23 protein-coding genes and 1 rRNA gene are annotated in these 24,472 nt (G+C 49.0%); 6 read left to right on the forward strand and 18 right to left on the reverse strand.

What is annotated here, in order from left to right; genetic code table 11:
- The first annotated feature begins 15 nt into the window (after positions 1 to 15).
- On the forward strand, positions 16 to 624 hold the full coding sequence (slmA, locus tag MK185_11065) for a nucleoid occlusion factor SlmA (GenBank protein MCH2041164.1): 609 nt from the start codon (positions 16 to 18) through the stop codon (positions 622 to 624).
- 79 nt (positions 625 to 703) lie between these two features.
- On the opposite strand, the gene MK185_11070 is transcribed toward slmA, so the two are convergent.
- From MK185_11070 to MK185_11110, 9 genes are all read right to left on the reverse strand, one after another.
- On the reverse strand, positions 704 to 1,111 hold the full coding sequence (locus MK185_11070) for a ClpXP protease specificity-enhancing factor (protein MCH2041165.1): 408 nt from the start codon (positions 1,109 to 1,111) through the stop codon (positions 704 to 706).
- 11 nt (positions 1,112 to 1,122) lie between these two features.
- On the reverse strand, positions 1,123 to 1,749 hold the full coding sequence (sspA, locus tag MK185_11075) for a stringent starvation protein A (protein MCH2041166.1): 627 nt from the start codon (positions 1,747 to 1,749) through the stop codon (positions 1,123 to 1,125).
- 104 nt (positions 1,750 to 1,853) lie between these two features.
- A complete protein-coding gene (locus tag MK185_11080; GenBank protein MCH2041167.1) occupies positions 1,854 to 2,612 on the reverse strand; it encodes a cytochrome c1 in 759 nt (252 codons plus the stop codon).
- 2 nt (positions 2,613 to 2,614) lie between these two features.
- Entirely contained in the window at positions 2,615 to 3,862 is a 1,248-nt protein-coding gene (locus tag MK185_11085) for a cytochrome bc complex cytochrome b subunit (protein ID MCH2041168.1), read from the reverse strand.
- Positions 3,862 to 4,455 (reverse strand): ubiquinol-cytochrome c reductase iron-sulfur subunit, encoded by a 594-nt coding sequence (petA, locus tag MK185_11090; GenBank protein ID MCH2041169.1) that lies wholly within the window; start codon positions 4,453 to 4,455, stop codon positions 3,862 to 3,864. The genes MK185_11085 and petA overlap by 1 nt, the downstream gene beginning before the upstream one ends.
- 244 nt (positions 4,456 to 4,699) lie before the next feature.
- Positions 4,700 to 5,092 carry a 30S ribosomal protein S9 gene (gene rpsI / locus MK185_11095; GenBank protein ID MCH2041170.1) on the reverse strand — a complete coding sequence of 131 codons (393 nt, stop codon included), beginning with the start codon at positions 5,090 to 5,092 and terminating at the stop codon, positions 4,700 to 4,702.
- Position 5,093: 1 nt separating this feature from the next.
- Positions 5,094 to 5,525, reverse strand: a complete 432-nt coding sequence (gene rplM / locus MK185_11100; protein MCH2041171.1) for a 50S ribosomal protein L13 — start codon at positions 5,523 to 5,525, stop codon at positions 5,094 to 5,096.
- Positions 5,526 to 5,693: 168 nt separating this feature from the next.
- Positions 5,694 to 6,005 carry a hypothetical protein gene (locus MK185_11105; GenBank protein MCH2041172.1) on the reverse strand — a complete coding sequence of 104 codons (312 nt, stop codon included), beginning with the start codon at positions 6,003 to 6,005 and terminating at the stop codon, positions 5,694 to 5,696.
- A gap of 199 nt (positions 6,006 to 6,204) precedes the next feature.
- Positions 6,205 to 7,791: a peptide chain release factor 3 gene (locus tag MK185_11110; protein MCH2041173.1), complete on the reverse strand. Its 1,587-nt coding sequence runs from the start codon at positions 7,789 to 7,791 to the stop codon at positions 6,205 to 6,207.
- 274 nt (positions 7,792 to 8,065) lie between these two features.
- On the opposite strand from MK185_11110, the gene MK185_11115 reads away from it, so the two are divergent.
- The 5 genes from MK185_11115 to MK185_11135 all read left to right on the forward strand — a co-directional run bounded on the left by MK185_11115 (position 8,066) and on the right by MK185_11135 (position 14,940).
- Entirely contained in the window at positions 8,066 to 8,794 is a 729-nt protein-coding gene (locus MK185_11115; protein MCH2041174.1) for a TetR/AcrR family transcriptional regulator, read from the forward strand.
- Between the two features lie 31 nt (positions 8,795 to 8,825).
- Entirely contained in the window at positions 8,826 to 9,923 is a 1,098-nt protein-coding gene (locus MK185_11120; protein MCH2041175.1) for an efflux RND transporter periplasmic adaptor subunit, read from the forward strand.
- Between the two features lie 3 nt (positions 9,924 to 9,926).
- Entirely contained in the window at positions 9,927 to 13,016 is a 3,090-nt protein-coding gene (locus tag MK185_11125; protein ID MCH2041176.1) for an efflux RND transporter permease subunit, read from the forward strand.
- A 165-nt stretch (positions 13,017 to 13,181) separates the two neighbouring features.
- Positions 13,182 to 14,420 (forward strand): hypothetical protein, encoded by a 1,239-nt coding sequence (locus MK185_11130; GenBank protein MCH2041177.1) that lies wholly within the window; start codon positions 13,182 to 13,184, stop codon positions 14,418 to 14,420.
- A complete protein-coding gene (locus tag MK185_11135) occupies positions 14,410 to 14,940 on the forward strand; it encodes a response regulator (protein MCH2041178.1) in 531 nt (176 codons plus the stop codon). The genes MK185_11130 and MK185_11135 overlap by 11 nt, the downstream gene beginning before the upstream one ends.
- Positions 14,941 to 15,085: 145 nt before the next feature.
- On the opposite strand, the gene MK185_11140 is transcribed toward MK185_11135, so the two are convergent.
- The 9 genes from MK185_11140 to rrf all read right to left on the reverse strand — a co-directional run bounded on the left by MK185_11140 (position 15,086) and on the right by rrf (position 24,242).
- On the reverse strand, positions 15,086 to 15,763 hold the full coding sequence (locus MK185_11140) for a hypothetical protein (GenBank protein MCH2041179.1): 678 nt from the start codon (positions 15,761 to 15,763) through the stop codon (positions 15,086 to 15,088).
- A 35-nt stretch (positions 15,764 to 15,798) separates the two neighbouring features.
- Complete coding sequence (gene rimI, locus MK185_11145; GenBank protein ID MCH2041180.1) at positions 15,799 to 16,251, reverse strand: ribosomal protein S18-alanine N-acetyltransferase; 453 nt, start codon at positions 16,249 to 16,251, stop codon at positions 15,799 to 15,801.
- Positions 16,248 to 16,982, reverse strand: coding sequence for a hypothetical protein (locus MK185_11150; protein ID MCH2041181.1), 735 nt, complete (start codon positions 16,980 to 16,982; stop codon positions 16,248 to 16,250). The genes rimI and MK185_11150 overlap by 4 nt, the downstream gene beginning before the upstream one ends.
- Positions 16,983 to 16,993: 11 nt before the next feature.
- Positions 16,994 to 18,541 carry a 2-isopropylmalate synthase gene (locus MK185_11155; protein MCH2041182.1) on the reverse strand — a complete coding sequence of 516 codons (1,548 nt, stop codon included), beginning with the start codon at positions 18,539 to 18,541 and terminating at the stop codon, positions 16,994 to 16,996.
- A gap of 97 nt (positions 18,542 to 18,638) precedes the next feature.
- A complete protein-coding gene (locus MK185_11160; GenBank protein MCH2041183.1) occupies positions 18,639 to 20,930 on the reverse strand; it encodes a hypothetical protein in 2,292 nt (763 codons plus the stop codon).
- A 74-nt stretch (positions 20,931 to 21,004) separates the two neighbouring features.
- Complete coding sequence (locus MK185_11165; GenBank protein ID MCH2041184.1) at positions 21,005 to 21,562, reverse strand: hypothetical protein; 558 nt, start codon at positions 21,560 to 21,562, stop codon at positions 21,005 to 21,007.
- Entirely contained in the window at positions 21,562 to 22,635 is a 1,074-nt protein-coding gene (locus tag MK185_11170; GenBank protein MCH2041185.1) for a hypothetical protein, read from the reverse strand. The genes MK185_11165 and MK185_11170 overlap by 1 nt, the downstream gene beginning before the upstream one ends.
- On the reverse strand, positions 22,628 to 23,632 hold the full coding sequence (locus tag MK185_11175) for a hypothetical protein (protein ID MCH2041186.1): 1,005 nt from the start codon (positions 23,630 to 23,632) through the stop codon (positions 22,628 to 22,630). The genes MK185_11170 and MK185_11175 overlap by 8 nt, the downstream gene beginning before the upstream one ends.
- A 494-nt stretch (positions 23,633 to 24,126) precedes the next feature.
- Positions 24,127 to 24,242 (reverse strand): 5S ribosomal RNA (gene rrf, locus MK185_11180).
- Positions 24,243 to 24,472 lie beyond the last annotated feature (230 nt).

Raw genomic sequence — 24,472 nt, forward strand, 5'->3', positions numbered from 1 at the left:
AGGCAAGGACAGATAATGACTGAAAACGCTGAAAAAATTTCCCGACGCGACCAGATCCTGCAAGCGCTGGCGCATATGCTGGAAACAAACCCTGGGGCCAGAATTACCACCGCCAGTCTGGCCAAGGCCGTTGGTGTATCAGAGGCGGCGTTATATCGCCATTTCCCCAGCAAAGCAAAGATGTTTGAAGGGTTGATCAGCTTTATAGAAGAAACCGTTTTCAGCCGCATCAATCTGATTTTGCAGGAAATCAGCCAGGCCGATCAACGCTGCGAGAAGACGCTGACACTGGTACTGACCTTTGCCGAGAAGAACCCTGGAATGTGCCGGCTGTTATCAGGCGATGCACTGGCCGGTGAAACCGAACGTTTACGCCAGCGCATTCAACAATTCTTTGAAAGAATCGAAACCCAACTAAAACAAATCCTGCGGGAAGCAGAAATGCGTGAGGGACTGGTACCGACTCAGACTGTCAGCGCCGAAGCCAATATGCTGACGGCCCTGCTCGAGGGTCGCATCCGACAATATGTGCGTACCGAGTTTGTTGCCAAACCAACCCAATACTGGGATGAACAATGGCCATTGATCAGTTCGACACTGCTGCGCCAAAAGAATCTCAGCTGATTGCTATTTCGGCATCAGCATAAAAAAACCGCCATTCGGCGGTTTTTTTATGCTCTGTTGCTCAGCAACGGAATGGAAATTACCTCACAACACTCAGCGATGGCCTGCCAGCAGACTTCTTCGGCGGCTCATCATCCGGTTTTGGCGGCTCAGGTGGCTGATTAGGATCAGGCGCACCCGCTTCAGAACCAAACACCATGCCCTGACCATTTTCACGGGCGTAGATTGCCAGAATCGCAACAATTGGCACATACACCTCCATCGGTACGCCACCAAAGCGGGCACTGAAAGACAAGCCATCCTGATTTATCAGCAGGTTCTGGACCGCACTTGGACTGATGTTTAATACAATCTGGCCATTGTTAACGTAATCCTGCGGCACCTGAACGCCCTGAATCCCGGCATCCACCAGCACGTATGGTGTGCAGTGGTTGTCGAGTATCCACTCGTTCAACGCCCGCATCAGATACGGGCGACTGGGTGTCATGTTGTTTTCCATCAGTCGCGCATCTCACGCTCAGCTTCAGACAGGCTCGCCTGGAAGGACTCACGCTCAAACAAGCGCTCCATGTAGCTCAGCAGCGGCTTGCATTGCTTCTCCGGCAACTCAATGCCGAGTGCGGGTAAACGCCACAGGATCGGGGCGACGCAGCAATCGACCAGTGAAAAATCTTCGCTCATAAAATAAGGCATATCCGCGAAAATTGGCGCGATCGCAATGAGACTTTCCGTCAGCTCTTTGCGAGCGACTTCGGCGTCTTTATCCGAACCCCACTGAGCGGTTTCGATCAGTTTGGCCCAGTCCTTTTCGATGCGATTAATCCACAGACGGCTCTGCGCACGAGCGACCGGGTAAACCGGCAACAGCGGTGGATGTGGGAAACGCTCATCGAGGTATTCCATCATCACATTGGCGTCGTACAGCACCAGATCACGGTCAACCAGAGTTGGCAGCGAGTTATATGGATTTAGGCTCGCCAGGTCTTCCGGCTTGTTGTCCGGATCCACATCATGGATCTCAACGGCAACCCCTTTTTCCGCCAGTACTATACGTACGCGATGACTGTAATGATCAGACGCATCTGAATAAAACGTCATGGAAGAGCGCTTGGCTACAACTCCCATATTTTCCTCACTTTTCTAAGTAGACCTAAAAACTTCAATATTCTATAAACAACAACAGCCCGACCGCAGAACGGCCGGGCTTTAGCATGTTTTCCTGAAGCGTGTTACTTAACGTCGCGCCAGAATTCCTTGTTCAGCATGTAAACCGGTACAAAGAAGATCGCCAGGAACATCAGTACCCACCAACCCAGACGCTGACGCTCAACCGCGATTGGTTCAGCAACATAGGTCAGGAAATTCACCAGGTCGAACACCAGGCGATCGAACTGTTTCGGCGATAAAGCACCTTCTTCTGCCAGATACAATACACCATCTTTTTCTTCTGTGATTTCCTGACCAGTCAGTGTGTCATAAGCCACAGCAACCTGAGCAGTACCTTTCACCTGGCGACCCTGCAGGCCTGCCAGAACGTGTGGCATACCCACGTCCTTAAATACAGCGTTGTTAACCCCCCAAGGACGGCTTGAATCTTCATAAAAGCTGCGCAGATAGGTATACAACCAATCTGGACGACGCACACGAGCCACTAAAGTCAGATCCGGCGGCGTTGCACCAAACCATACTTTACCGTCTTCAGGACGCATAGCGTTGGTCATCAGGGAACCGATTTTGGTATCAGGGAAGACCAGATTCTCCATCATCAGATCTTCCGGGATGTCCAAGTCTTTAGCAACACGGTTATAACGTGAATGCTCCAGAGAGTGACACCCCATGCAGTAGTTCATGTACACCTGAGCACCGCGTTGCAGCGATGCTTTATCGTGCAGATCCGTCTTATGTTCATCCAGGTCGATATTAGAGCCGCCAGCGGCAATGGCTAATGCCGGCACCATGGCAGCAATTAATGCAAATACTTTTTTCATGATTAGTGGCTTCCTGTTACACGCTCTGGCACTGGTTTGGTTTTTTCCATACGAGTCCAGATTGGCATCGTCAGGAAGAAGGCAAAGTAGAAGATGGTTGCTAATACCGCCACCGTACCGTTGGAGAACAGACCCAGGAAGTAGCCACTAGCCGGCTGTGTGCCAAGCCAGGTCAGGATCAGGAATACCACACCAAATACTGGCAGCAGAATCTTGCTTGCCAGACCTTTGTAACGCCAGCTGCGCACAGGGCTCTTATCCAGCCAAGGTAATACGAACAGGATCGCAATAGCCGCACCCATCGCAACCACACCCAACAACTTGTCAGGAACTGCACGCAGAATGGTATAGAACGCACCGAAGTACCAAACCGGAGCAATGTGCTCTGGAGTTTTCAAGCCATTGGCCGGCTCAAAGTTCGGGTATTCCAGCATGAAACCGTTGCCTTCCGGGAAGAAGAACATCACGCTACAGAACACCATCAGGAACACCACAATACCTACCATGTCATGCACGGTGTAATAAGGGTGGAACGGAATGCCGTCTAACGGCTTACCATTTTCGTCTTTGTGCTTCTTAATATCGACACCGTCCGGGTTGTTCGAACCCACTTCGTGCAGAGCTAACAAGTGCAACACCACCAGACCCACAATAACCAGCGGTAAGGCAATGACGTGCAGGGCAAAGAAGCGGTTCAGCGTTGCACCGGAAATCAGGAAGTCACCACGAATCCAGGTCGTCAGATCATCACCGATCACCGGGATAGCACCAAACAGAGAAATAATTACCTGTGCACCCCAGTAAGACATCTGACCCCAAGGCAATACATAGCCCATGAAAGCTTCTGCCATCAGCAACAGGTAGATCAGCATACCGAAGATCCAGATCAGCTCACGAGGCTTCTGATAAGATCCGTACAGTAATGCACGCATCATATGCAGATACACCGCAACGAAGAAGAAGGTCGCACCGGTAGAATGCAGGTATCGGATTAGCCAGCCCCACTCAACATCACGCATGATGTATTCAACCGAAGCGAATGCCGCCTCAGCGCTTGGGGTGTAGTTCATGGTCAGCCAGATACCAGATAAAATCTGGTTAACCAGCATTAACATGGAGATAACGCCGAAGAAATACCAGAAGTTGAAGTTCTTCGGAGCATAGTACTTAGACATATGCTTTTCGTAGGCTTGGGTTACCGGCAGGCGGTCATCAATCCAGCCCATCAAGGTGTTTTGTTGTTTGCTCATTAAGCATTCTCCTCATCAACGCCAATAATCAAGGTGTCACCATCAAATGAGTAAGGAGGCACTATTAAATTATCTGCCGCTGGAGAGCCGTTGTATACACGACCTGACAAATCAAAACGGGATCCGTGACATGGGCAGTAAAACCCCCCTTTCCATTCGGCATCAAATGGCTCTGGTTTTACCTCAGCAAAGTACTTGGGTGCACACCCCAGGTGCGTACATACACCTTCGAGAACGATCAGATCAGGCTTACGGGACCGGTTGATGTTATCCGCATAAGCTGGTTGCTGGGCTTTGTTATTGTTCTCTGGATCTTTCAGTCGGATGTTCAGAGACGGAAGCAGTGCCAGAGTCTCTTCGGTGCGACGAGCAATATAAACAGGCTTACCACGCCATTCCGCAGTCAGCATTGCTCCTGGTTCAATTTTACTTACATCAACTTTTGCCGGAGCACCCGCTGCCTTCGCTTTTTCACTTGGATTCCAAGATTTCACGAAGGGTACTGCGACAAATCCCGCACCGACAGCACCGACAGCAGCAGTCGCGCCTACGAGCAGAGTGCGTCGACCCTTATTCACGCCGTCTTGACTCATTACCATCTTCTCCCATCAAAAAAAATCTTATGTTGCTGACCGAGGACTGTAATATTGTTCAATTTTTGAACAGACCACGCAGAGCAAACAGAGCGGCGCACATACTAAAGAAAAGAGACCGCAGAGACAACTCAAAAACCCATGAATCATGGGGTTTCCGGGCATAAAAAAAGCGTCCATTGACATAAGCCAAGGGACGCTTTCTTTGTTCTCCATATTCCGATAATGGAATACGAGTTGCGAATTAACGCTTGGAGAATTGTGGCTTCTTACGTGCTTTACGCAGACCCACTTTCTTACGCTCAACTTCACGAGCATCACGAGTTACATAACCCGCAGCACGCAGAGAAGGACGCAGAGTTTCATCGTATTGCATCAGGGCGCGAGTGATACCGTGACGGATAGCACCCGCCTGACCGTTACCACCACCGCCGTTAACATTTACGATAACGTCGAATTTTTCTAAGTTTTCAGTCAGTTCTAATGGTTGACGAACAACCATACGAGCAGTTTCACGACCGAAGTAAACATCCAGAGGACGCTTGTTTACGATGATGCTGCCAGTACCTGGACGTAAGAAAACACGTGCAGTAGAAGTCTTACGACGACCAGTACCGTAGTATTGTGCTGCCATGATCTTATCCTACTTTCAGTTCTTGTGGCTGCTGCGCTGCATGTGGATGCTCGCTGCCAGCGTAAACTTTCATTTTCTTGAACATAGCACGACCCAGAGGGTTCTTAGGCAACATGCCTTTAACAGCCAGTTCAATAACTTGTTCCGGTTTGTGGTCGATCAGCTTGTCAAAAGAGATAGACTTCAGACCACCTGGGTAACCAGTGTGACGGTGATACATTTTATCACTGCCTTTGTTACCAGTTACTTTTACTTGGTCTGCGTTGATCACAACAATGTAATCGCCAGTGTCCACGTGTGGAGTGTATTCCGGCTTGTGCTTGCCTCTCAAATGGCGAGCAACCTCAGTAGCCAGACGACCCAGCGTTTGCTCAGCTGCATCAACTACAAACCATTCACGTTTTACGGTTTCGGGTTTTGCGCTGTAAGTTTTCATCAATTTCTCGCCTTCAAGGGCAGGTTGATTCGAAAAGAGGGCGGCATTCTATAGGAAGGATTTGTCATTAGCAAGCAATATTCTTGTAAGATTTAGAATATTGCTTGCAGCATTTTCAGTGCCCGCCAAACCGCTTAAATCGGCCGCTCAGCACGCTCTGAAATCCACTTAATAGTGCTCTGGCTCGCGAAATTTAACCAGACCATAAATCAGTGTCAGTAATGTCACCATAATATCCAGCAGAATCGCCAATGCCATCATCGTTGATGTGCTTTCATTCTGCCCATAACCAACCACTTGGCCGATGTAAAAACCGGCCGCGCTGACGATAAAGCCGATCAGGATACAAGCAACCAGAAAGTAACCCTTACCATCATCAAGTGTCAGCCTTTCGTCCAACACCTTTTGCTGCAGCAAATAATACGCGGCAAAACAGATGGCCCCCGCAGCCCCCATACTCACCAAGAAAAATGCAATCATAACCTTTGATCCGATAATTATTTTCCTAGAGCAAGCCTAGTTCAAAAGTATTCGGTCGCAAGTTAAACAACTGGGATCTTCAACAGCAGACCTAACAAGCGTCCAACATTGCTTCTCGCCGCAACAAATGGCAATCGATGGCCGTAACGCAACACCCCGTGACGACAACCTCATCTGACGCTAATTTAGCCTTATTACATTAATGCTCCCGCGTCGAGCGGAACTCAATCTCGGGCCAGCGCTCCTCTGTCAGGCTCAGATTCACCCGCGACGTAGCGATATAGGTCAGGTGGCCGCCACCGTCGATTGCCAGATTCTCTGAAGCTTTCTTGCGGAATTCTTCAAGCTTGCGCTCGTCATTGCACTGCAACCAGCGCGCGGTATTAACGTTCACCGGCTCGTAGATACATTCCACCTTATATTCATCACGCAAGCGCTGCTGTACCACATCAAACTGGAGCACACCCACCGCACCCAGAATCAGGTCGTTATTATTCAGCGGCTGGAACAGCTGGGTTGCCCCCTCTTCCGATAACTGCTGAAGACCTTTCTGCAGCTGCTTCATTTTAAGCGGGTCTTTTAAGCGCACCCGGCGGAACAGTTCTGGAGCGAAATGCGGAATACCGGTGAATTGTAATTCTTCACCCTGGGTAAAGGTATCACCAATCTGAATCGTGCCGTGGTTATGCAGACCGATAATCTCACCCGAGATCGCTTCTTCAACGTTAGAACGGTCACCAGCAAGGAACGTCACCGCATCAGCCACCTTTACGTCTTTACCAAGACGGGTATGTTTCATCTTCATACCCTTGGAATAGGTGCCCGAACAAATGCGCATAAAGGCAATGCGGTCTCGGTGTTTCGGGTCCATATTGGCCTGGATCTTAAAAATAAAGCCGGAAAACTTGCCTTCGTCCGGTTTCACCACACGCTGTTTGGTCTCACGCTCAATCGGCGCAGGTGCCCAATCGACAAAATAATCCAGCATTTCGCGGATGCCAAAGTTCGCCAGTGCCGTACCAAAAAATACCGGTGTCATTTCACCATTCAGGTATTGCTCTAAATCGAATTCATAGCTGGCACCACGTACCAGTTCTACTTCGTCGATCAGTTCATCCACCAGCTCATCACCGAGTTCAGCACGAGCTTCGGCAGAATCGATACCTTTAATCTGCACGTCATCCGGTACCACAGACGCCTGCCCCGGCTGGAACAGGTGTACGGCATCGGTATACAAGTTGTAAACGCCACGGAACGCTTTACCCATACCAATCGGCCAGGTTACCGGGGCACACTTGATTTTCAGAACAGTTTCGATCTCATCCAGCACCTCGATGTGATCACGGACCTCGCGGTCCATCTTATTGATAAAGGTAAAGATCGGGGTATCACGCAGGCGACACACATCCATCAGTTTAATGGTTCGGTCTTCTACACCTTTAGCGCCGTCAATCACCATCAATACCGAATCCACTGCCGTCAGCGTTCGGTAGGTATCTTCCGAGAAGTCTTCGTGTCCTGGGGTATCAAGCAGGTTAACCATGCGCTGTTTATAGGGGAACTGCATGACCGAGGTAGTAATGGAGATACCACGATCCTGCTCCATCTGCATCCAGTCAGAAGTGGCCATACGACCGGTCTTTTTGCCCTTTACCGTGCCCGCCAGCTGAATCGCATTACCCAATAGCAGCAGCTTTTCAGTGATGGTGGTCTTACCCGCATCCGGGTGGGAAATAATACCAAAGGTACGACGTTGACCGACTTCGGTCTGAAAGGCACTGCTCATGACGGAATCCTGACTGGGCTGGCGTTAGCACTGAAAGTGGAAATACGAAAAGCGCGGATTATAGCGAGATTGCCGCCCGGTGTCAGAGCTTCAGCGGTGAAAGACCGCCTGCCACTCATTCCCGACCGATTTCTACATCAATTGGGCAATCGTTGATGGAACAATTCGTCCCACAATTATTCATTAAGGCGGCTTGTGGATTTCTGTCTAACCAATAAGAATACCGTTCGAACATTATTCGAATGAAACTTTCACTCACTCAGCAGGTCTACTCATGAGTCCAGCCCCCAGATTTTCTGTCGAACAACAGCTAGCAATGGTGAAAGATGCAGCAGTTCACTGCATCGAAGAAACCAGCCTGCTGTCGTTCACAATGGCTTCAGTTGCCAAGCAGGCCGGCTTATCCATGGGGTCTGTGTATAAGCAGGTGCAAAGTAAGGAAGATCTGTTAATCGCACTGGCAGTGGATATGTTTGAGCATGAGCACGAGACTTTTAAAAAAATCATGGCACTGCCACTGACCACGCCAGAAATTCTGATTGCTTTTAACCTGATAGATTTCCACAAGACCTGGTTTTACAGCTTCTCAGACGAACTCAACACGCTGGTCGGTAGCGACTCCATTATTAAACGAGCCTCCCCCGTTTGGCTCCGTCGCATGATTGATGCTGCTAATGCGATTGGTCTGGAATTCACCCATCTTATTGGCAGTGCCGTGGAGAATGGTGAAGTGGATCGCGAGGGGCGTGACCCCAGCGAACTGGTGAAGGAGATTGAAGTCGGCAGCTGGGCGCTATGCCATGGTTATATGCAAGCCGTATTGCGTCACCATACCCGCAACGCCCTCGGTGCAGAGGCTGCACTGCCGTTTCCACTGACAACTGATGACAGTCTGATACGCAATACTCAGCGGTTGCTGAACACCTATACCTGGCAACAGCCTTTAACAAATGACGGTATACAAAAGGTCGCGCAACAACTAACCGACATTGGCTATCGCTAATCCATTTCAAAAATTTCAGGAGGTACAACCTATGACAATCCGACGCTGGTCCATCGCCGTGTCCGCCTGTGTGTTATTAACCGGAGCGCTGGCAACGTATAAAACGCTGGAAATTAAGGCCGCTATCGCTCAGGGCGAAGCCTTTCCGGAACATTCTGAAACCGTCAACAGCGCTCAGACCAAGGCCGTGGTTTATCAACCAACGCGCGAGGTATTGGCCACATTAATCGCTCCGCAGCGTCTAGAATTACGCAATGAATTACCGGGAAAGATCACCCGGATTAATTTTGCGTCGGGAGAACAGGTCGAAAAAGATCAGTTGTTACTGGAACTGGATATCGCCAATGAAAAAGCACAGCTGGCCGCTGCTAAAGCACGCTTTAAGCTGGCACAAAGCAGCTGGAAACGTAGCCAGAAATTGCGCAACGATAACAGCATCAGTGAAGAAGCTTACGATAAAGCCCAGGCAGACTATTTAACCACTCAGGCAGATATCGCCAACCTTCAGGCCACCATCGATAAGAAACAACTTCGCGCACCATTTTCTGGCCGCGCCGGTATTCATAATCTCGAAGTAGGTCAGTACCTGCAGAACAACAGCCTTGTTACCAATTTAATTGGTATTCCAGGTTACCTGTGGCTCGACTTTCATTTGCCACAAGGCACGCCTGCCATCGCTGTTGGTCAGAGCATCCATTTTAATGAACAGCAGCAAGCTGAAGTCATTGCTCGTGAGGCGGAGGTTTCAACCACTACCCGCCAGTTGAAGTACCGTGCCAAATTGCCCGTCAGCGAAAACAGTGCATTGCAACCGAACAGTGTGATTAATATTCAGGTACCGGATGGTAATGCCGTTCAAGCCGTTCAAGTCGTTGATACAGCGGTGGGCCACGACCGCTTTGGCGCGTATGTCTATAAACTGAACCCGGATGGCGATGCTTTCCGCGCTGAACGTGTTGCCGTCACAATGCTCAGTAAAGATAACGGTCGTGTCATTCTCACTAACGGTATTACTGCTGGAGAGAAGATTGCCAGCCTCGGTACTTTCAAGCTGTACCCGGGGTTAAAAGTATACGTCGCACAAACAGATCCCATTGAAGCAACGCCTGTTGCCAGCAGTGAGGAATAAGCGATGAGCCACAAAGCAAACAGTATGGATATTTTTGTGCAACGTCCGGTGTTGGCTCTGGTGTTATCAGCAGTGATTATTCTCGCTGGTATCGGCGCTACCCGCTCGATTCCGATTTTACAGTTTCCGCAAATGGAAAGTGCGTCGCTACAAGTCAGTACAGCGTATGTGGGGGCATCTGCCGATGTCGTACAGGGCTTTGTTACCGAGCCGATTGAGCGCGTGATGTCGACCATTCCCGGCGTCGATTACGTTGACTCCCGAACCATGGCGGGTCTGAGCACTGTGACCGCATGGTTGAAATTAAATGAAAACAGCACCGATGCGCTGGCAGAGGCCACCGCACGTCTGAGCCAGATCCGTTTCGAATTGCCAGCAGGCGCTGAGAACCCAGCGGTATCGGTTACCCGTGCCGATTCTCAAAATGCGTTGTTTTATCTGGATGTCTTCAGCGAACAAATGAGTCGCGCGCAGGTATCGGATTACCTCAACCGCAATGTGAACCCCGTTTTATCATCGATTGATGGCGTGCAAAGAGTGGCCCTGGAAGGTGGACGTAATCCCGCCATGCGGGTGTGGATTGATCCGATGAAACTGGCCAGCTTTGACTTGGGCGCAAGTGACGTCATGGCCGCATTACAGGCCAATAATATTATCGCCACTGTCGGTAACAGCGAGAATTCACGCCAGCGTATTAACCTGTTGGCCAACACCACATTACGCAGTGTCGATGACTTCGAGAATATCGTGATTAATCGCAAAGACGGTACTTTATTACGCCTAAAGGATATCGCACAGGTTGAGATGGGCGAAGAGGAAGGCGAAGTCGATGCACGCTATACCAAACGCAGCACTACCTTTATTTCAGTATGGCCAATGCCGGGCGCGAATGAAATTGAAGTGGGCGATGCGGTGTATGCCGTTCTGGAGAAAATCAACCCAACATTACCCGCCGACATGCGCATAGACCATGGTTACGACGGCACCATTTATATGCGCAACTCATTAAAAGAAATCTTCACGACTCTGGCTGAAACCGTGGTTCTGGTTGGCATTGTGGTTATTGCGTTGATGGGCTCTTTTCGCACAGCACTGGTACCACTGGTGACGATACCGATTTCCATTTTAGGAGCCATCGCTGCTATGTCGCTGCTGGGATTCTCATTAAATCTGTTAACGGTGCTGGCGATCGTGTTATCGGTTGGTTTAGTGGTCGACGATGCCATTGTGGTGGTTGAGAACGTTGCCCGTTATATGCGTCAGGGGATGTCGCGTACCCAGGCCGCTTTAATCAGCTCGCGCCAATTGTTGGTTCCGATTATTGCGATGACCTTAACACTGGCAGCGGTGTATGCACCGATCGGGTTTCTATCCGGTTTAACCGGTTTATTATTCCGAGAGTTTGCCTTCACCCTCGCCGTTGCCGTTTTAATTTCCGGCATCGTTGCCATTACTCTCTCGCCTATCATGAGTGCCTATGTTTCCCCCGAGGGTGGAAAAGAAGGTCGCTTAACCGTATGGGTTAACCAGCGCTTTGAGCAGTTACAGAATCTTTATCTCACGTTCCTTAATGGTGTTTTTGCCTGGCGTCCTCAGGTGATTTTTGCTGCCATTTTTATTGCTCTGCTATCAGTCCCTTTTTATCTTTTATCACAAAAAGAGCTGGCGCCGGTTGAAGACCAAAGCAGCATTTTGGTCGTTCTGGAATCATCACCAGAGTCGTCTATCGAATACACCGTGAATGAAATGAATCATGTGGTTGATCAGCTGATGTCTCTGGAAAGCGCACAGGGCGTATGGCAGATATTGCGTGCCGCAGGTGGCTTTTCTGGCGTGAATCTGGGAGAAACGAATGAACGCGAGCAAAGCGTTCAGGAAGTTCTGCCACAACTGTTTGGTGAATTATCCGGTATTGCAGGCGTGCGTGCTCTGCCTATCCTGCCATCAGCCCTGCCAACCGCAGGTCAGTTTGATGTTGAATTAGTGGTTCAGGGACCCGATGATTACGCCACCATGCGCAATTATGTCGATCAGCTATTAGCGGCTGGTTTTGCCAGTGGTAAATTTTTATTTGTCGACAGCGATTTAAAAGTTGACCTGCCACAAGTAAAGTTAAAACTCGATCGTGAACGTATAGCTGACCTTGGTATGAATATTAATACCGTCAGCCAGCAGCTATCCGCATTGATGTCGGGTAACTTTGTTAATCGTTTCGATGCGGATGGTAAAGCCTACCAAGTTATCCCACGCGTGAAAAATAACGCCCGAAATAATGCCGAACAAATATTAAATCTGCGTATACGCACACCGTCCGGTGATTTGTTACCGCTATCGGCGATGGCGACACTGGAACAGGAGATCGCTCCTCGTGCGCTGGGTAAATTCAACCAACAGAAATCTTTCCGCATTATGGGTGGTGTTATTCCAGGCTTTACCAAAGAACAGGGTTTAGCGACGCTGGAACAAGCGGCAGCTGAGATTCTGCCGCAAACCTACAGCATTGATTATGCTGGTGAATCACGTCAGTTACGCCAGGAAGGGAATACATTGATTGGTGTATTACTGGTTGCGCTGGTCGTCGTTTACCTGGTTTTGACCGTACAATTTAACAGTTTTCGTGATCCGTTAGTGGTATTGCTGGGTAGCGTCCCCCTGGCCCTCGCGGGGGCACTGATGTTGCCATTTATCAGCTTGACCAGTGTGAACATCTATTCACAGATTGGACTGATTACGTTGGTCGGTTTAATCGCTAAAAATGGCATCTTAATTGTTGAATTCGCAAACCATTTGCAGGAACAGGGACTGGATAAACTGAATGCCGCGAAGCAGGCTGCGATCACCCGTTTGCGTCCGGTACTTATGACCACTGCCGCCACTGTACTGGGTCATTTTCCGCTGGTATTGGTTACCGGCCCCGGTGCAGAAGCACGTAACAGCATCGGAATTATCCTGGTTGGCGGTATGATTATTGGCACTCTGTTTACTCTGGTGGTTTTACCGGTGATTTATCAGATGCTGGCGGAAGATCGCCATGGCCATAAACATGAAGAGGAACAGTGTGAAATCGAAGGCACATTTGTAACCCACACCTAACAGGTTAGCTGGCAAATCACCGCATATGAGAGAGTGTTTTGCAAACACCGAAAAAATAAAAACGGCTGCAAGTTGCAGCCGTTTTGTTGTCTGAACCAGACATAACGTACAAAAAATTAACGCAACAACCCGGTAAATGATCAGCAGGCTCGTTATACTGGCGTCATGAATCATGATCTCAACCTTGTATTAAAGCGTCTGGCCTTATTACGCTTATCGATCGCGTCGATCTGGCTGATGTTTCTGGGCTATTTACACGTTGGCGGGTTTACCCAGCTGCAACCAGCCTGGGCACTGTTGGCGACTTATATGCCTTTACTGCTGATCAGTGTCTGGCAGAGCCAGAAACAGAACATTAAAGAGTGGCATTTATTCTGTCACCTCGCATTTGAAGCACAATTGCTGGCGGGCTTATTGTTTTTTACCGGCGGTGCAACCAATCCGTTTATCTCGTATTTTCTTGTACTGCTGGTCTTTTCCGCGTATAGCCTGAGCGGCACACTGGCATTCTGGATTACGGTTCTGTGTATTGTCGACTACAGCGTGCTGAGTCAATGGTATCAGCCGTTACTGCTGGCAACACATCAGCACGATATGACCAGCAGGTCTTTATTCAGCTGGCATCTGGCTGGTATGTGGCTGACCTTTGTGATCAGCGCACTGATTGTGACCATCTTTATTCCCATGTTATTAAAAGCGCGTCAGAGCCAGCAGCATGAGATTCAGCAGCTGAGAGAACAACAGCTAAAGAACGAACAGCTAATTGGTATCGCCACACTTGCCGCAGGCACTGCTCACGAAATGGGCACACCACTGATGACCATGAGTATGATTCTGGATGACGCCGACCAACAACCATTATTAGCAGAAGATCTGGAAATCCTGCACGAACAAGTGGCTACCTGTCGCCAGTCTCTGCAAAAACTTGCGAATGCTGGCCGCAGTGTTCATGAAACCGGAGATCAGGAAGCGCATGCGTGGTTGAGTAATCTGCTGCATCGCTGGCGCCTGAGTCACCCGAATGCGGTATGGCGGGACAATGGCATCAGCACCGTTGCGTTGTTACCAAATTCGCCCTTACTGGATCAGGCATTATTAAACCTGCTGGATAACGCCGCTGAGGCCGGTCGACAACCGATTGTATTAACCACAAAAATCATTGACCATCATTGGCAGTTGTCGATCCTGCAGCCAGATGCGGTCGCTGCAGATCAGCTCAATCAACAACGTTTATTCTACAGTCAGAAAGAGGACGGTATGGGAATTGGCCTATACCTCAGCAATGCCAGTGTCGAACAGTTCGGCGGCTCAATTCATTTATCAGAAGCCACGAATGGCGGCAGCTTATGTCAACTCCGTCTTCCGCTGGTGGTAAAAAAAACAAAAGCAGCTCATGACCAATAAACGTATTTTAGTCATCGATGACGACTTACACTTTGCCAAGGTACTATGCCGTAGCCTGGAACGTCATGGCTACACCAGCTGGCTTGCCGAAAATGCAGAACAAGCACTGCTAATGGCCAATGACCATCAACCAGACTGGATCACACTGGACCTGCGCCTTGAACAGGATTCTGGCCTGCAACTGATTCAACCACTCAAACAGCGGCTCCCTGATGTCCGTATTGTGATGCTCACTGGCTACGCCAGCATTCCCACAGCAGTCGAAGCAGTAAAGCTGGGCGCTCACAATTACCTGCATAAACCGGCTACTCTGCAAGAGTTGATGAATGCTTTTTCAGACAACCCGCAAACACAGGAGGTCGAACAAACTCCTGAAGTGATGTCGGTTGATCGCATGGAATGGGAACATATTCAAAGAGTGCTGAATGAGAATAACGGCAACATCTCCGCTACCGCCAGAGCCCTTAATATGCATCGCCGCACATTACAAAGAAAGCTTCAGAAATACGCCCCCCGATAAATAATAACGGCAAAGCCGACGATGTTATTAAGCCAGAACACATTCAGTACAGTATGAAAAACGCACGCATACGCCAGTATGCACGTTCATCAACTGGAACGTTCAACAACTGGAACGTTCAACAACCGTCTCAGCATTATTAGCATCAGCGAAAATAAGAATCTTCATCGAAAGTACTTAGCCAGCGATTATGGAATGCCACCATACCGGCGATAAACATGCCGTTGACCACACCTTCAGGAAACATCATCATCGGTAAATATCGTAAATAGTCACGCCAGATGGTGTCCCAGCTATGAATATCCAGGCCCCACATCAGGCCACTGCGTAACACGTCAGAAAAGGCATGGGTAAATCCGGCGTTGAAAAAACCCGCCACCAGAATATAGACAAATGGGTTATGCACCATGCGCCTGTACACGACCAGATAAAATGCGTAACTGAATAAAATCGGAAGGACACTGAAAAACAGATATTGAAAACCAAACTCGAGCCATTCGAGCTTACCGGTTAGCAACATGATTAACTGCACAAAAGCAGCTGCAATCAGCGCTAATGGCCATCCCATCAACAACATGATGCCTGTGTATCCCAGAATGTGAAAATGCATACCGGGAAGAATACCGGCTCGCATCTGCCAGAACACGGCCAGCACCACCACACTGCCCCAGAAGAAGTGCTGTGTACCACGATACTCTTTTAGCGCATCCCAACTTACGGCGCGTGCGGCAAACGCCATTACCAACAAACTGACAACGGCCGTTGTCAACAACAGACTGTAAGGTATAAAACGAACAACAGAATCAAAACTGGATTCGGCCATCTGAATACATCTCTGTTCAGGTCAGAGTGAAAAAGTCATAGCGGTAAGCCAAGTAGCAGGGCGTCTTCGCGCCCAGAGCTTTTGCCGCTTTCATCAAATACAGGGTAGTAGTTGGTGCGCCGGCCTAACTCGCAAAAGCCGGCTTTTTCGTATAACGCAATTCCCACGTGATTACTTTCCCGAACCTCAAGAAATATCTGCTCAGCCTGATGGCGCTGTGCCTGCGCGATCACCTGATTGAGCATCTTACTGCCCAAACCCCGGCCCTGCATGTCAGGGTGCACAGCAATCGTCAGTAACTCGGCTTCACCGGCTATGGCAGAAACCACAGAGTGTGCCTGAATAACGCCAGCCTCCTCACACACCCAACAGGTGTCGGGTTTTTCCAGATAGCGTTGCATAATACTGGCTGCCCAGGGATGGGAATGCGCAGCTTGTTCGACCCGCATAATGGCATCCAGATCTGACCGAAGTGCCGGACGAATCACAGCTGACCATCCTGAGCCAGAAGAACTTGCCACAAGCGGCGTTTCTCTGATGCAGACTGCATAACCGACTGAGTATCGGCAGCGACAAACGACAATTGAGCTCCGCACTGAGGCAACCACTCCTGTGCGGCGTCGCCAAAGGCAATCAGATATTGAACCCCTTGGCCGGCAAAATGTTGCCATTGGGCAGACAGTGCCTGTTGTGCCACTGCGCGCCCCTGATCCTGATGACTGGATTCAATAAATGGCCAGCGGAAACACAGAGGTGCCTGCATTATTTCAATGGGTTGCCTCATACCCATCATCACTCGATGAGCAAACCGCATCATGGAATCGAGCTGCTGAGCATCACTGCAAACCCATAAACCGCGTTGACCGATGCGCAAGAAGTGTAATTCGAACCGGGGAGGAGTCAGGTCGGTCGGCGCTGAGTTCGCCACTGGCAATTCTGTAACCACGGATTCTTCCGCCACCGGCTGAGTAGCTGGCTGCGAAGCAGCCAACTTTTCAGCGACTTTAGTGGCTGCATCACCAACCGCCAGCAACTCCGCTGCCATGACAGGCGGGATGTGATGGGATTGAGCGAATTGCTCAACTTCCGCATGAGAATGGTGGTTGGCTGCAACCGGTGGAAGCCAGCGGGGTGCCGGAGCATGAGGCAGAGGCTCACGCGGCATCCACTGAGTGATACCCATTGCCTGCAAATAATCGAGCCGAGTTTGCTCCAGCATAGAAATAAGACTTATACGCCTTCAGCTTGAGGATGCCGACGTTCGCCACCATCCAACAGATTCAACGCATGAATGTAGGCCTTAGCAGACGCAATAACGATATCGGTATCAGCACCGTTACCGTTAACAATACGCCCACCTTTTTCCAAACGAACGGTCACTTCACCCTGAGAATCGGTTCCCTCAGTGATCGCATTCACAGAATACAACAACAGATTAGCTCCGGATTGAGCAACCGCTTCAATCGCTTTGAAGGAGGCATCGACCGGACCACTGCCGTCAGACTTGTTCTTGAATTCTTCACCATTACGGCTCACTACCACTTCCGATACCGGGGTCTCGCCCGTTGCAGAGTGGCTCTCCAGTGATACCAGCTTGTAAACATCCTCAACCGCGGCCGCCTTAGCTTCCGATACTAACGCCTGTAAATCTTCGTCGAATATCTCATGCTTTTTATCGGCCAGATCTTTAAATCGGGCAAAAGCTTCATTCAGTGCAGCGTCGGTATCGAAGGTAACACCCAACTCTTCCAGACGACTGCGAAAAGCAGCACGACCCGAGTGTTTACCCATAACCATTTTGTTAGCGCCCCAGCCCACATCCTCCGCTTTCATAATTTCGTAAGTTTCACGGTGTTTCAGCACGCCATCCTGATGAATACCGGACTCATGAGCAAAGGCATTAGCGCCAACAATTGCTTTGTTCGGCTGTACCGGAAAACCGGTAATGGATGACACAAGGCGGGAAGTCGGGACAATATGAGTAGTATCAATACCCGTAGTAATATCGAACAAATCACTGCGGGTGCGGGTCGCCATTACCAACTCTTCCAAAGACGCGTTACCGGCACGCTCACCCAGACCATTAATCGTGCATTCGACCTGGCGTGCGCCGTTGGCGACCGCAGATAAAGAGTTCGCCACCGCTAAACCTAAGTCATTATGGCAATGGACAGAGAAGATCGCTTTATCAGCATTAGGGATGCGTTCAATCAGTGTTTTGATCTTTGCGCCAAACTCTTCCGGAATCGCATAACCAACGGTATCTGGAATATTAATAGTGGAAGCACCAGCATCAATGGCGGCTTCAATAATACGACTCAGAAAATCGATTTCGGAACGGCCAGCGTCTTCGCAGGAAAACTCAACGTCATCAACAAAGCCACGCGCTTTTTTCACCGCATACACCGCTTGTTCAATCACCTGATCCGGCTGCATACGCAACTTATACTTCATGTGAATAGGCGAGGTAGCGATAAAGGTATGAATACGTGCCCGCTCGGCTTCTTTCAACGCTGCCGCGGCGTGTTCCAGGTCACGATCAACAGCGCGAGCCAGCGAGCAAATAGTACTCTCACGAACGTTTGCAGCCACCGCCTGAATGGCTTCAAAGTCTCCGGGGCTGGCAGCGGCAAAACCGGCTTCGATAACATCAACACGCATTTTTTCCAGTGCTTTGCCGATGCGAATCTTTTCATCTTTGGTCATCGACGCGCCCGGGCTCTGCTCACCATCTCGCATCGTGGTATCAAAAATGACCAACCGGTCTTGCTGACTCATGTGCTACTCCACTGCTACAAAATCTTAGAATAAGTATGGCGTCATTATACGCGCGATACCGTGATTCTGCAGCAGCAAGGAGCGGATTAAGAGAGGTTTATCGGATCGGTGTGGCCGTCAGGTTGGTGGTCATATTCAGGTTCTGCATCACTACACCAGAAAACACGGTTTGTGGCGCAGTAACATCAGGATGTTTTAATTGAACCTGATCGATCTGAAAATCTTTAAAAGAAACATTACCCTGAACCGCAAACCCCAGCGGCCGGAGATTCTTCTGGGCATTGCTTGGACTGGCCACATAGGTATAAGTGGTTCGACTGCTGTCATCATAGATCAGCTCGTCACCCTGATTACCATTCACACCATTATCATCAGTGCCGGAAAACTTCTTTGCGACCTTAGTTTCGAATACGTCGATGTTCAGATTCGCCTGAAAGCCGTAATTGTTGCTATCTGTTGGCCCCAGACCATCATTGGTGCTGTAAGAATCGAGAATAATCTGTGTACCCGAACCATTAACCGGATCACCGTTTGCGTCTGTCGAACGGTTGTTCTCCCAAGTCAGACGGTTTCGTGCGATTGTACCATCGCTGGTAAGTCCTTCCGGCGCAAAAGCCGCCTTAAGGGCAACAGTAAGACCTTCATTCCCACGATCCTCCCAACGGCCACCGGCAGCGCCACAGGCGGATGCATTAGACGCATTAGCGCCGACACACACGGTACCAGCACCACCCGGATTGATGGTAAGCGAGGAACCTTTTTCAAAACGTTCGAGAACGATACGTCCGAGACTGCGGCCACTGGTTTTATCACCCCAACGCATATTGGCGATATCCATGGTACTCCACTGCTCACCGCGATTAATACTTAAACCAGAAGGGCTGACGTCAATCTGAAACTCTCTAAGATGGATGTCATAATTTACACCGGTTGCCCATACACCCTGTCCATTCTCATCAATCGATAAACCGATATTGGTATCACTGAACAGATAATCACCGTCTATCTGTATACCGCCACCGCTCTCGCCGCCGGCCGTAACCAGAGTGTAACCATCCAGATTGAAATCCATCGCCTGGAAAACCTCAAGCGACAATAACAATTCCGCACCACCTTGAATCGGCGCAGTCTTGTTACCCACTCTCAGACCATCAATACTGTAGCTTCCCTGAAAACGATTCATCCCGAACGCAATGGCTGTTTTCGTTGCCGTCGAAGCGTTATTATCATGATCAAACTGACGCATATCTAACGTCAGATCTCCGCGACCAAAACTCTCAATGCCACTGACAACCACGATGCGGCCATTATCAATGTAAGCCGCCTCAGCATTAGCCAAACTCCACTCAACAGAAGCTGACAAGCCATCACTGCCAGCACCCAGGCCGGAATAAAAGCTCTGCGAATAGCTGCGTATGGCAACGGGTAGGCTGTTAAAAACCGGCTGGCGAATACCTGGATATAACTTCCAGCGATTGCTGTATCCATTGGCATCAGCAAGGCGAAAATCCAGCTGAATGGCACCAACCGGATTCACAACATCACCGATTAGGATGCGATCTGCATTAAAAGATCCACTTAACTCGTCAAAGCCCACTAGCAGGTGATCAGACATCACATCAAAAGTCAGATTATCGACATTCAGCGAGCCGTTAAAATCTCCCATAAACAGATCATTGCCGTCATCGGTGAAACGAACAAAGTTGGTTGGGTCTTCAAGAATATTAATGGACGCATTCAGGCTAATACCCTCTCCGCCATTACCATCACTATCGATACGACCACCGGCAAATAGCTGCGCATTTCCGGATAATGCCAGTTCACCCGCCAGTGTGCCGAGAGATACCCCACCTAACTTCATACCGCCAGTTGAGAACGAATAGCTGAATTCATCGAGATCAAAATTCAGTCCGGTCCGGCCAGCGTCTGTAGCTTCGCCAATGCCTAAACGGGTTATATTGGCGTTATAACCAATATCATCGAAACTCAACGCACTGCCATTGGTTGTCCATACCAGCTCCGCATCATTAATAGCGGTTTGGAATGAACCTTCGAGATAATTCCCTGAATCACTGCCACCCAGGCGCAATAAGCTACTGCCGCTGTAGTCCAATCGGAACTGACCCGCACTGGCTGTCGAATTATTAATATGCAGGCCGCCAATGGTGAGCCGCGTAGGGCTGACCTCAGTCGCAATTTGCAGAGTTCCGTCGGCCTGAACGTCAATAACTTGCGTGCTCAAAGAACCCTGGGTGATGTCGCTGGGCAAACCACTTTTAATGTCGCGTACCTGGAGGCTGTTACCGTCTTCGGTATAACTGACTTCACCAATTTCAAAAGCACTGGTGGTTTCCAGTGTCACGCCTGCCTGACCGCTGATAGATTCCATCTCGGTATCACTGATAGGAACCAAACCGGCGTGTGAGAAGGATGAAACAAATGTAAGTATTATTATTTTTTTCATTACGGATTACCGGTCGGGAATATCAGTAAATTACCCTGCAAATTTGCCTGACCATTAGTTTCGACTGTCAGAATATCGGTTTGCCGAAATCCGCTATCGGTTGGTCGCGGAGTGTTACTGTTAGCAATCGTAAAAGATGTATCTTCAAAATCGAGTGTATTCGGTAAGCCAATTTCAAATACATCACCGTTGAAAGTAGCGCCATCGCCGTTGAAGCCACTGTCGATTTTTCGGGTCCTTAACGTCAGCCCCTCAAACGAGAATCGTCCTTTGATGTTGTCAAGTACAAACCATCCACGGCCTGTTCCTGTATTCAAAGCGATACGCGCCCCGCATCGCTTGTCGGTAGAGGAGGAACAGTTCGTTTGCCAACTGTAACCATTAGCGGATGGGCCATCCGCATTTAACGGTCCCCCGTTTTCATTAATGGTTAAATCACCGGAAAGATACACCCCGCCTTGCCCAGTGACCTGCCCCATATCTTCTGCCGTCATTGGTTCCAGCGAGTAAGCAGCGCTACAAAATCCGCCTAAAAATAGAATGAGCAATTTTTTCATTATAAATCCCTGCTCCGGGCACGCAGATACTGAATCTGCAGGTTTGAAATCGTCGCACTGCCAAAGTCAGAGTTACCAACCGACACGTTTTCGATGTGAATATCTGTTCGAGGGCCATTATTGTAAAAATTGCTGTAGTAGTTACGTCCTGCCTGATCGGCACAACCGCCGGTAGAATTTACAGATCCGCAACGCCCAGCAATACTACCCACTTCAACTGTAAAGTTTCCGGTGGAATCTACTTCAAAGGTGACTGGCTGATCTTCTCCCCACCCAAGTTCACTCTCGACAACGAAATTACTAAAGGTCACATCCTGACCACAGTTGTTGCCATTTGCATCGCAAGCATAGAAAGTCAGCGATTCCGCAAATGCATTGATCACAATATTACCAACCATGTCATTATTGTTACCCCACAAGCGGATGGAGCTACCATCAAGGGTAAATCCTGTTGCGTGAGCTTCGAGGGACTGAGATCTGGCACTATCCACTTCAAGATCAAAACGAATACCGAAATCAGCTTTCTCTGATGCCCTGCTGGTTAGTACCGAGGTGTCGATACCTGTTACCCGATCAACCCTTGACCCAGTGGATTGAGGCCTTCCCGGATACCTGGGCTCAGAGCGATTTTCAGACGCAGTGGCAAGCAAACTTTTGCTGCCCGAGGTGGAGCCCGTCATACGCTCTGGTGCAAGAAATTCAAATACAGCTTTATCCGGTATGCCGATATCGTCACCGTCAACCAATTCCAGGTTGTAGGGGTAAAGTAATCGGCCGATATTCACCGGGTTTCCGATGACATTGGAGCCACGATTACTCCCGGAACCAGCCACGTAGAACTGCGAGACACTCAGTACCACGTCTTTGTTATTGCTATCCGTAATGCCACTGATATCCAGCCGATTGCCGTTAGCGACATCTGTCCCGGCCTCGAAAGCGAAATCCTCAAGTATAAAGCCGATCCCTTCTCCATCGACGGCGCCCAGCTGATCATCATCCAGACTTACCAACTCGGCGTGAATTGAAAAGGACAGAAACGAGGCGAAAAAAAGTGCGGTATTTTTTTTAGTCATAGTACGGATCCAGCAATTTAGTGCGGACACGCTCAATACCATTCAGTGACTGTTCAAAGTCCACTGTAATGCCGCCATTTGGGATATTCATAAAAGCACCAAAAGGTGTGCTGGTGCCAGAGCCATTGTCGTACCAGGTCACCTCTTTCGTTTGAAACGACAAAAACAGCCCACTGGCTGGGGAACCCGGCTGACCGATATCCAGAGAACGGAAATTTCCGAGAGAGAAACAGGTGGAGAGCGATAATACCTGACAGTTGTTCGACGCAAAGAGACTAAGTAAGAAATCAGATAGCCCGCCGAGGTTACAACCAGATACACACCCCAGTGTATTTCCATTTGCAATACCAACCTGCTTGGAGCGTATTTGATCCGGATTACCAGAAGAGTTAACGAGCACAGCATCAGCTTGAAGGCGAGTTCCATCATCGACACCAGCAACACTCAGTAAGAAGCGTTCAAAACCGCTTGCTGCAGCCCGGATAGGTGCTGCAGAACCTATCACGTTAACATCAATATTACCGGTCAGATATTCAATGTTTCCACTAAGCTTACCTAATGCCTCACCGAACCCCAGGCGTATGCCAACTAATTCTTCTTTACCAGCGACATCTTCGAACGCCAGTTCGAAAAAAGGATCTTTTATATTGAAGGGATCTATTGTTCCGTCGCTACCGACGCTTCCAAGCGCAAAATCATTGATCCGAATATCGCTGCTTCCGGCTTCTTCACCACTTCGCTCATAACGGCCAAGTTCAACAAGGTCGGCGTTGAGTGAGACATCAACATCCATACCAAAAGTGAACTTGGTATAATCTGTGGACCCTTGAGATGAACGATCAATCTGTAAGAATGCCTGACCGGTTGTTTCCGATAACTGCCCATCTGACATTGGCTCCATCGCCGCATTGACAAAAGCAGGCAGCAGCGAAGCAAGCAGGTAGCAAATTACAATTCTGTAGCTCAACGCGTAACCTCGTGAGAATTTTGGTATCACTAATGGGGTCAGTTGAGTCTAGCGCTGAACCGGAGGGGATATAGTGACATCCTGTTTTTATTATTAATCTTCAGTTACAACAGGATATGAATTGAAGCCAGCTCTTCAACAATTATTAGAGGTACGATAGTACTCTTTACAATAAAGTCAGAAATATTTTATAAAAACCCTATAAAAATAGGATTTTTTACAACCCGATGGGCCAATTAAAGTTTATTTTTGGGACTTTAGTTTTGTTTATGTTTTTTTCATCTAATTACACAAACGAACAATTTATAAAATTATTTTCTTACCGCGAGAGCTACATTTCGAACAATAAACCCAACTCGAAGACGTCATACATCGCTTTCATGCCTGAATGCTGCAGTCATGCAACAGACGGTTGTCCCGAGTACACACGGTTGATGAAGACGGTATAAAAGTTAGATGCCAGAAATTTCTTACAGGCAAAGAAAAACCCCGATCGCGTAAGCGATCGGGGTTTTGGGATAAGAGCTTGACGATGACCTACTCTCACATGGGGAAGCCCCACACTACCATCGGCGATGCTGCGTTTCACTTCTGAGTTCGGAATGGATTCAGGTGGTTCCACAGCTCTATTGTCGTCAAGCAAACTTGTATGCATTGTGTCGTCTTACGATGTCTGCGACTACGCTGCAAATAAGGTTGGATACATGAGTTTTTTTAAGTTGTTCACTTAAAAAGAGATTCTCTAACGAACCGGCGGCAGCCGATTGTTTGTTACTCTGTTTTATTCAGAGTTGCTTGATCACCCAATCAAGTTTGGGTGTTATATGGTCAAGCCTCACGGGCAATTAGTACAAGTTAGCTCAACGCCTC

Source organism: Saccharospirillaceae bacterium (assembly GCA_022448365.1).
Lineage (GTDB): Bacteria > Pseudomonadota > Gammaproteobacteria > Pseudomonadales > Oceanobacteraceae > Bacterioplanoides.

Bases quoted from the DNA above. Each gene is read 5' to 3' on its own strand.
- petA (MCH2041169.1), bottom strand. From the start codon at position 4,455: ATGAGTCAAGACGGCGTGAATAAGGGTCGACGCACTCTGCTCGTAGGC.
- MK185_11110 (MCH2041173.1), bottom strand. From the start codon at position 7,791: ATGAGCAGTGCCTTTCAGACCGAAGTCGGTCAACGTCGTACCTTTGGT.
- MK185_11165 (MCH2041184.1), bottom strand. From the start codon at position 21,562: ATGAAAAAATTGCTCATTCTATTTTTAGGCGGATTTTGTAGCGCTGCT.
- slmA (MCH2041164.1), top strand. From the start codon at position 16: ATGACTGAAAACGCTGAAAAAATTTCCCGACGCGACCAGATCCTGCAA.
- MK185_11170 (MCH2041185.1), bottom strand. From the start codon at position 22,635: ATGACTAAAAAAAATACCGCACTTTTTTTCGCCTCGTTTCTGTCCTTT.
- sspA (MCH2041166.1), bottom strand. From the start codon at position 1,749: ATGGGAGTTGTAGCCAAGCGCTCTTCCATGACGTTTTATTCAGATGCG.
- MK185_11135 (MCH2041178.1), top strand. From the start codon at position 14,410: ATGACCAATAAACGTATTTTAGTCATCGATGACGACTTACACTTTGCC.
- MK185_11080 (MCH2041167.1), bottom strand. From the start codon at position 2,612: ATGAAAAAAGTATTTGCATTAATTGCTGCCATGGTGCCGGCATTAGCC.
- MK185_11130 (MCH2041177.1), top strand. From the start codon at position 13,182: ATGAATCATGATCTCAACCTTGTATTAAAGCGTCTGGCCTTATTACGC.
- MK185_11120 (MCH2041175.1), top strand. From the start codon at position 8,826: ATGACAATCCGACGCTGGTCCATCGCCGTGTCCGCCTGTGTGTTATTA.
- MK185_11085 (MCH2041168.1), bottom strand. From the start codon at position 3,862: ATGAGCAAACAACAAAACACCTTGATGGGCTGGATTGATGACCGCCTG.
- MK185_11070 (MCH2041165.1), bottom strand. From the start codon at position 1,111: ATGACACCCAGTCGCCCGTATCTGATGCGGGCGTTGAACGAGTGGATA.
- MK185_11140 (MCH2041179.1), bottom strand. From the start codon at position 15,763: ATGGCCGAATCCAGTTTTGATTCTGTTGTTCGTTTTATACCTTACAGT.
- MK185_11115 (MCH2041174.1), top strand. From the start codon at position 8,066: ATGAGTCCAGCCCCCAGATTTTCTGTCGAACAACAGCTAGCAATGGTG.
- MK185_11125 (MCH2041176.1), top strand. From the start codon at position 9,927: ATGAGCCACAAAGCAAACAGTATGGATATTTTTGTGCAACGTCCGGTG.
- rplM (MCH2041171.1), bottom strand. From the start codon at position 5,525: ATGAAAACTTACAGCGCAAAACCCGAAACCGTAAAACGTGAATGGTTT.
- MK185_11155 (MCH2041182.1), bottom strand. From the start codon at position 18,541: ATGAGTCAGCAAGACCGGTTGGTCATTTTTGATACCACGATGCGAGAT.
- MK185_11160 (MCH2041183.1), bottom strand. From the start codon at position 20,930: ATGGAATCTATCAGCGGTCAGGCAGGCGTGACACTGGAAACCACCAGT.
- MK185_11150 (MCH2041181.1), bottom strand. From the start codon at position 16,982: ATGCTGGAGCAAACTCGGCTCGATTATTTGCAGGCAATGGGTATCACT.
- MK185_11105 (MCH2041172.1), bottom strand. From the start codon at position 6,005: ATGATTGCATTTTTCTTGGTGAGTATGGGGGCTGCGGGGGCCATCTGT.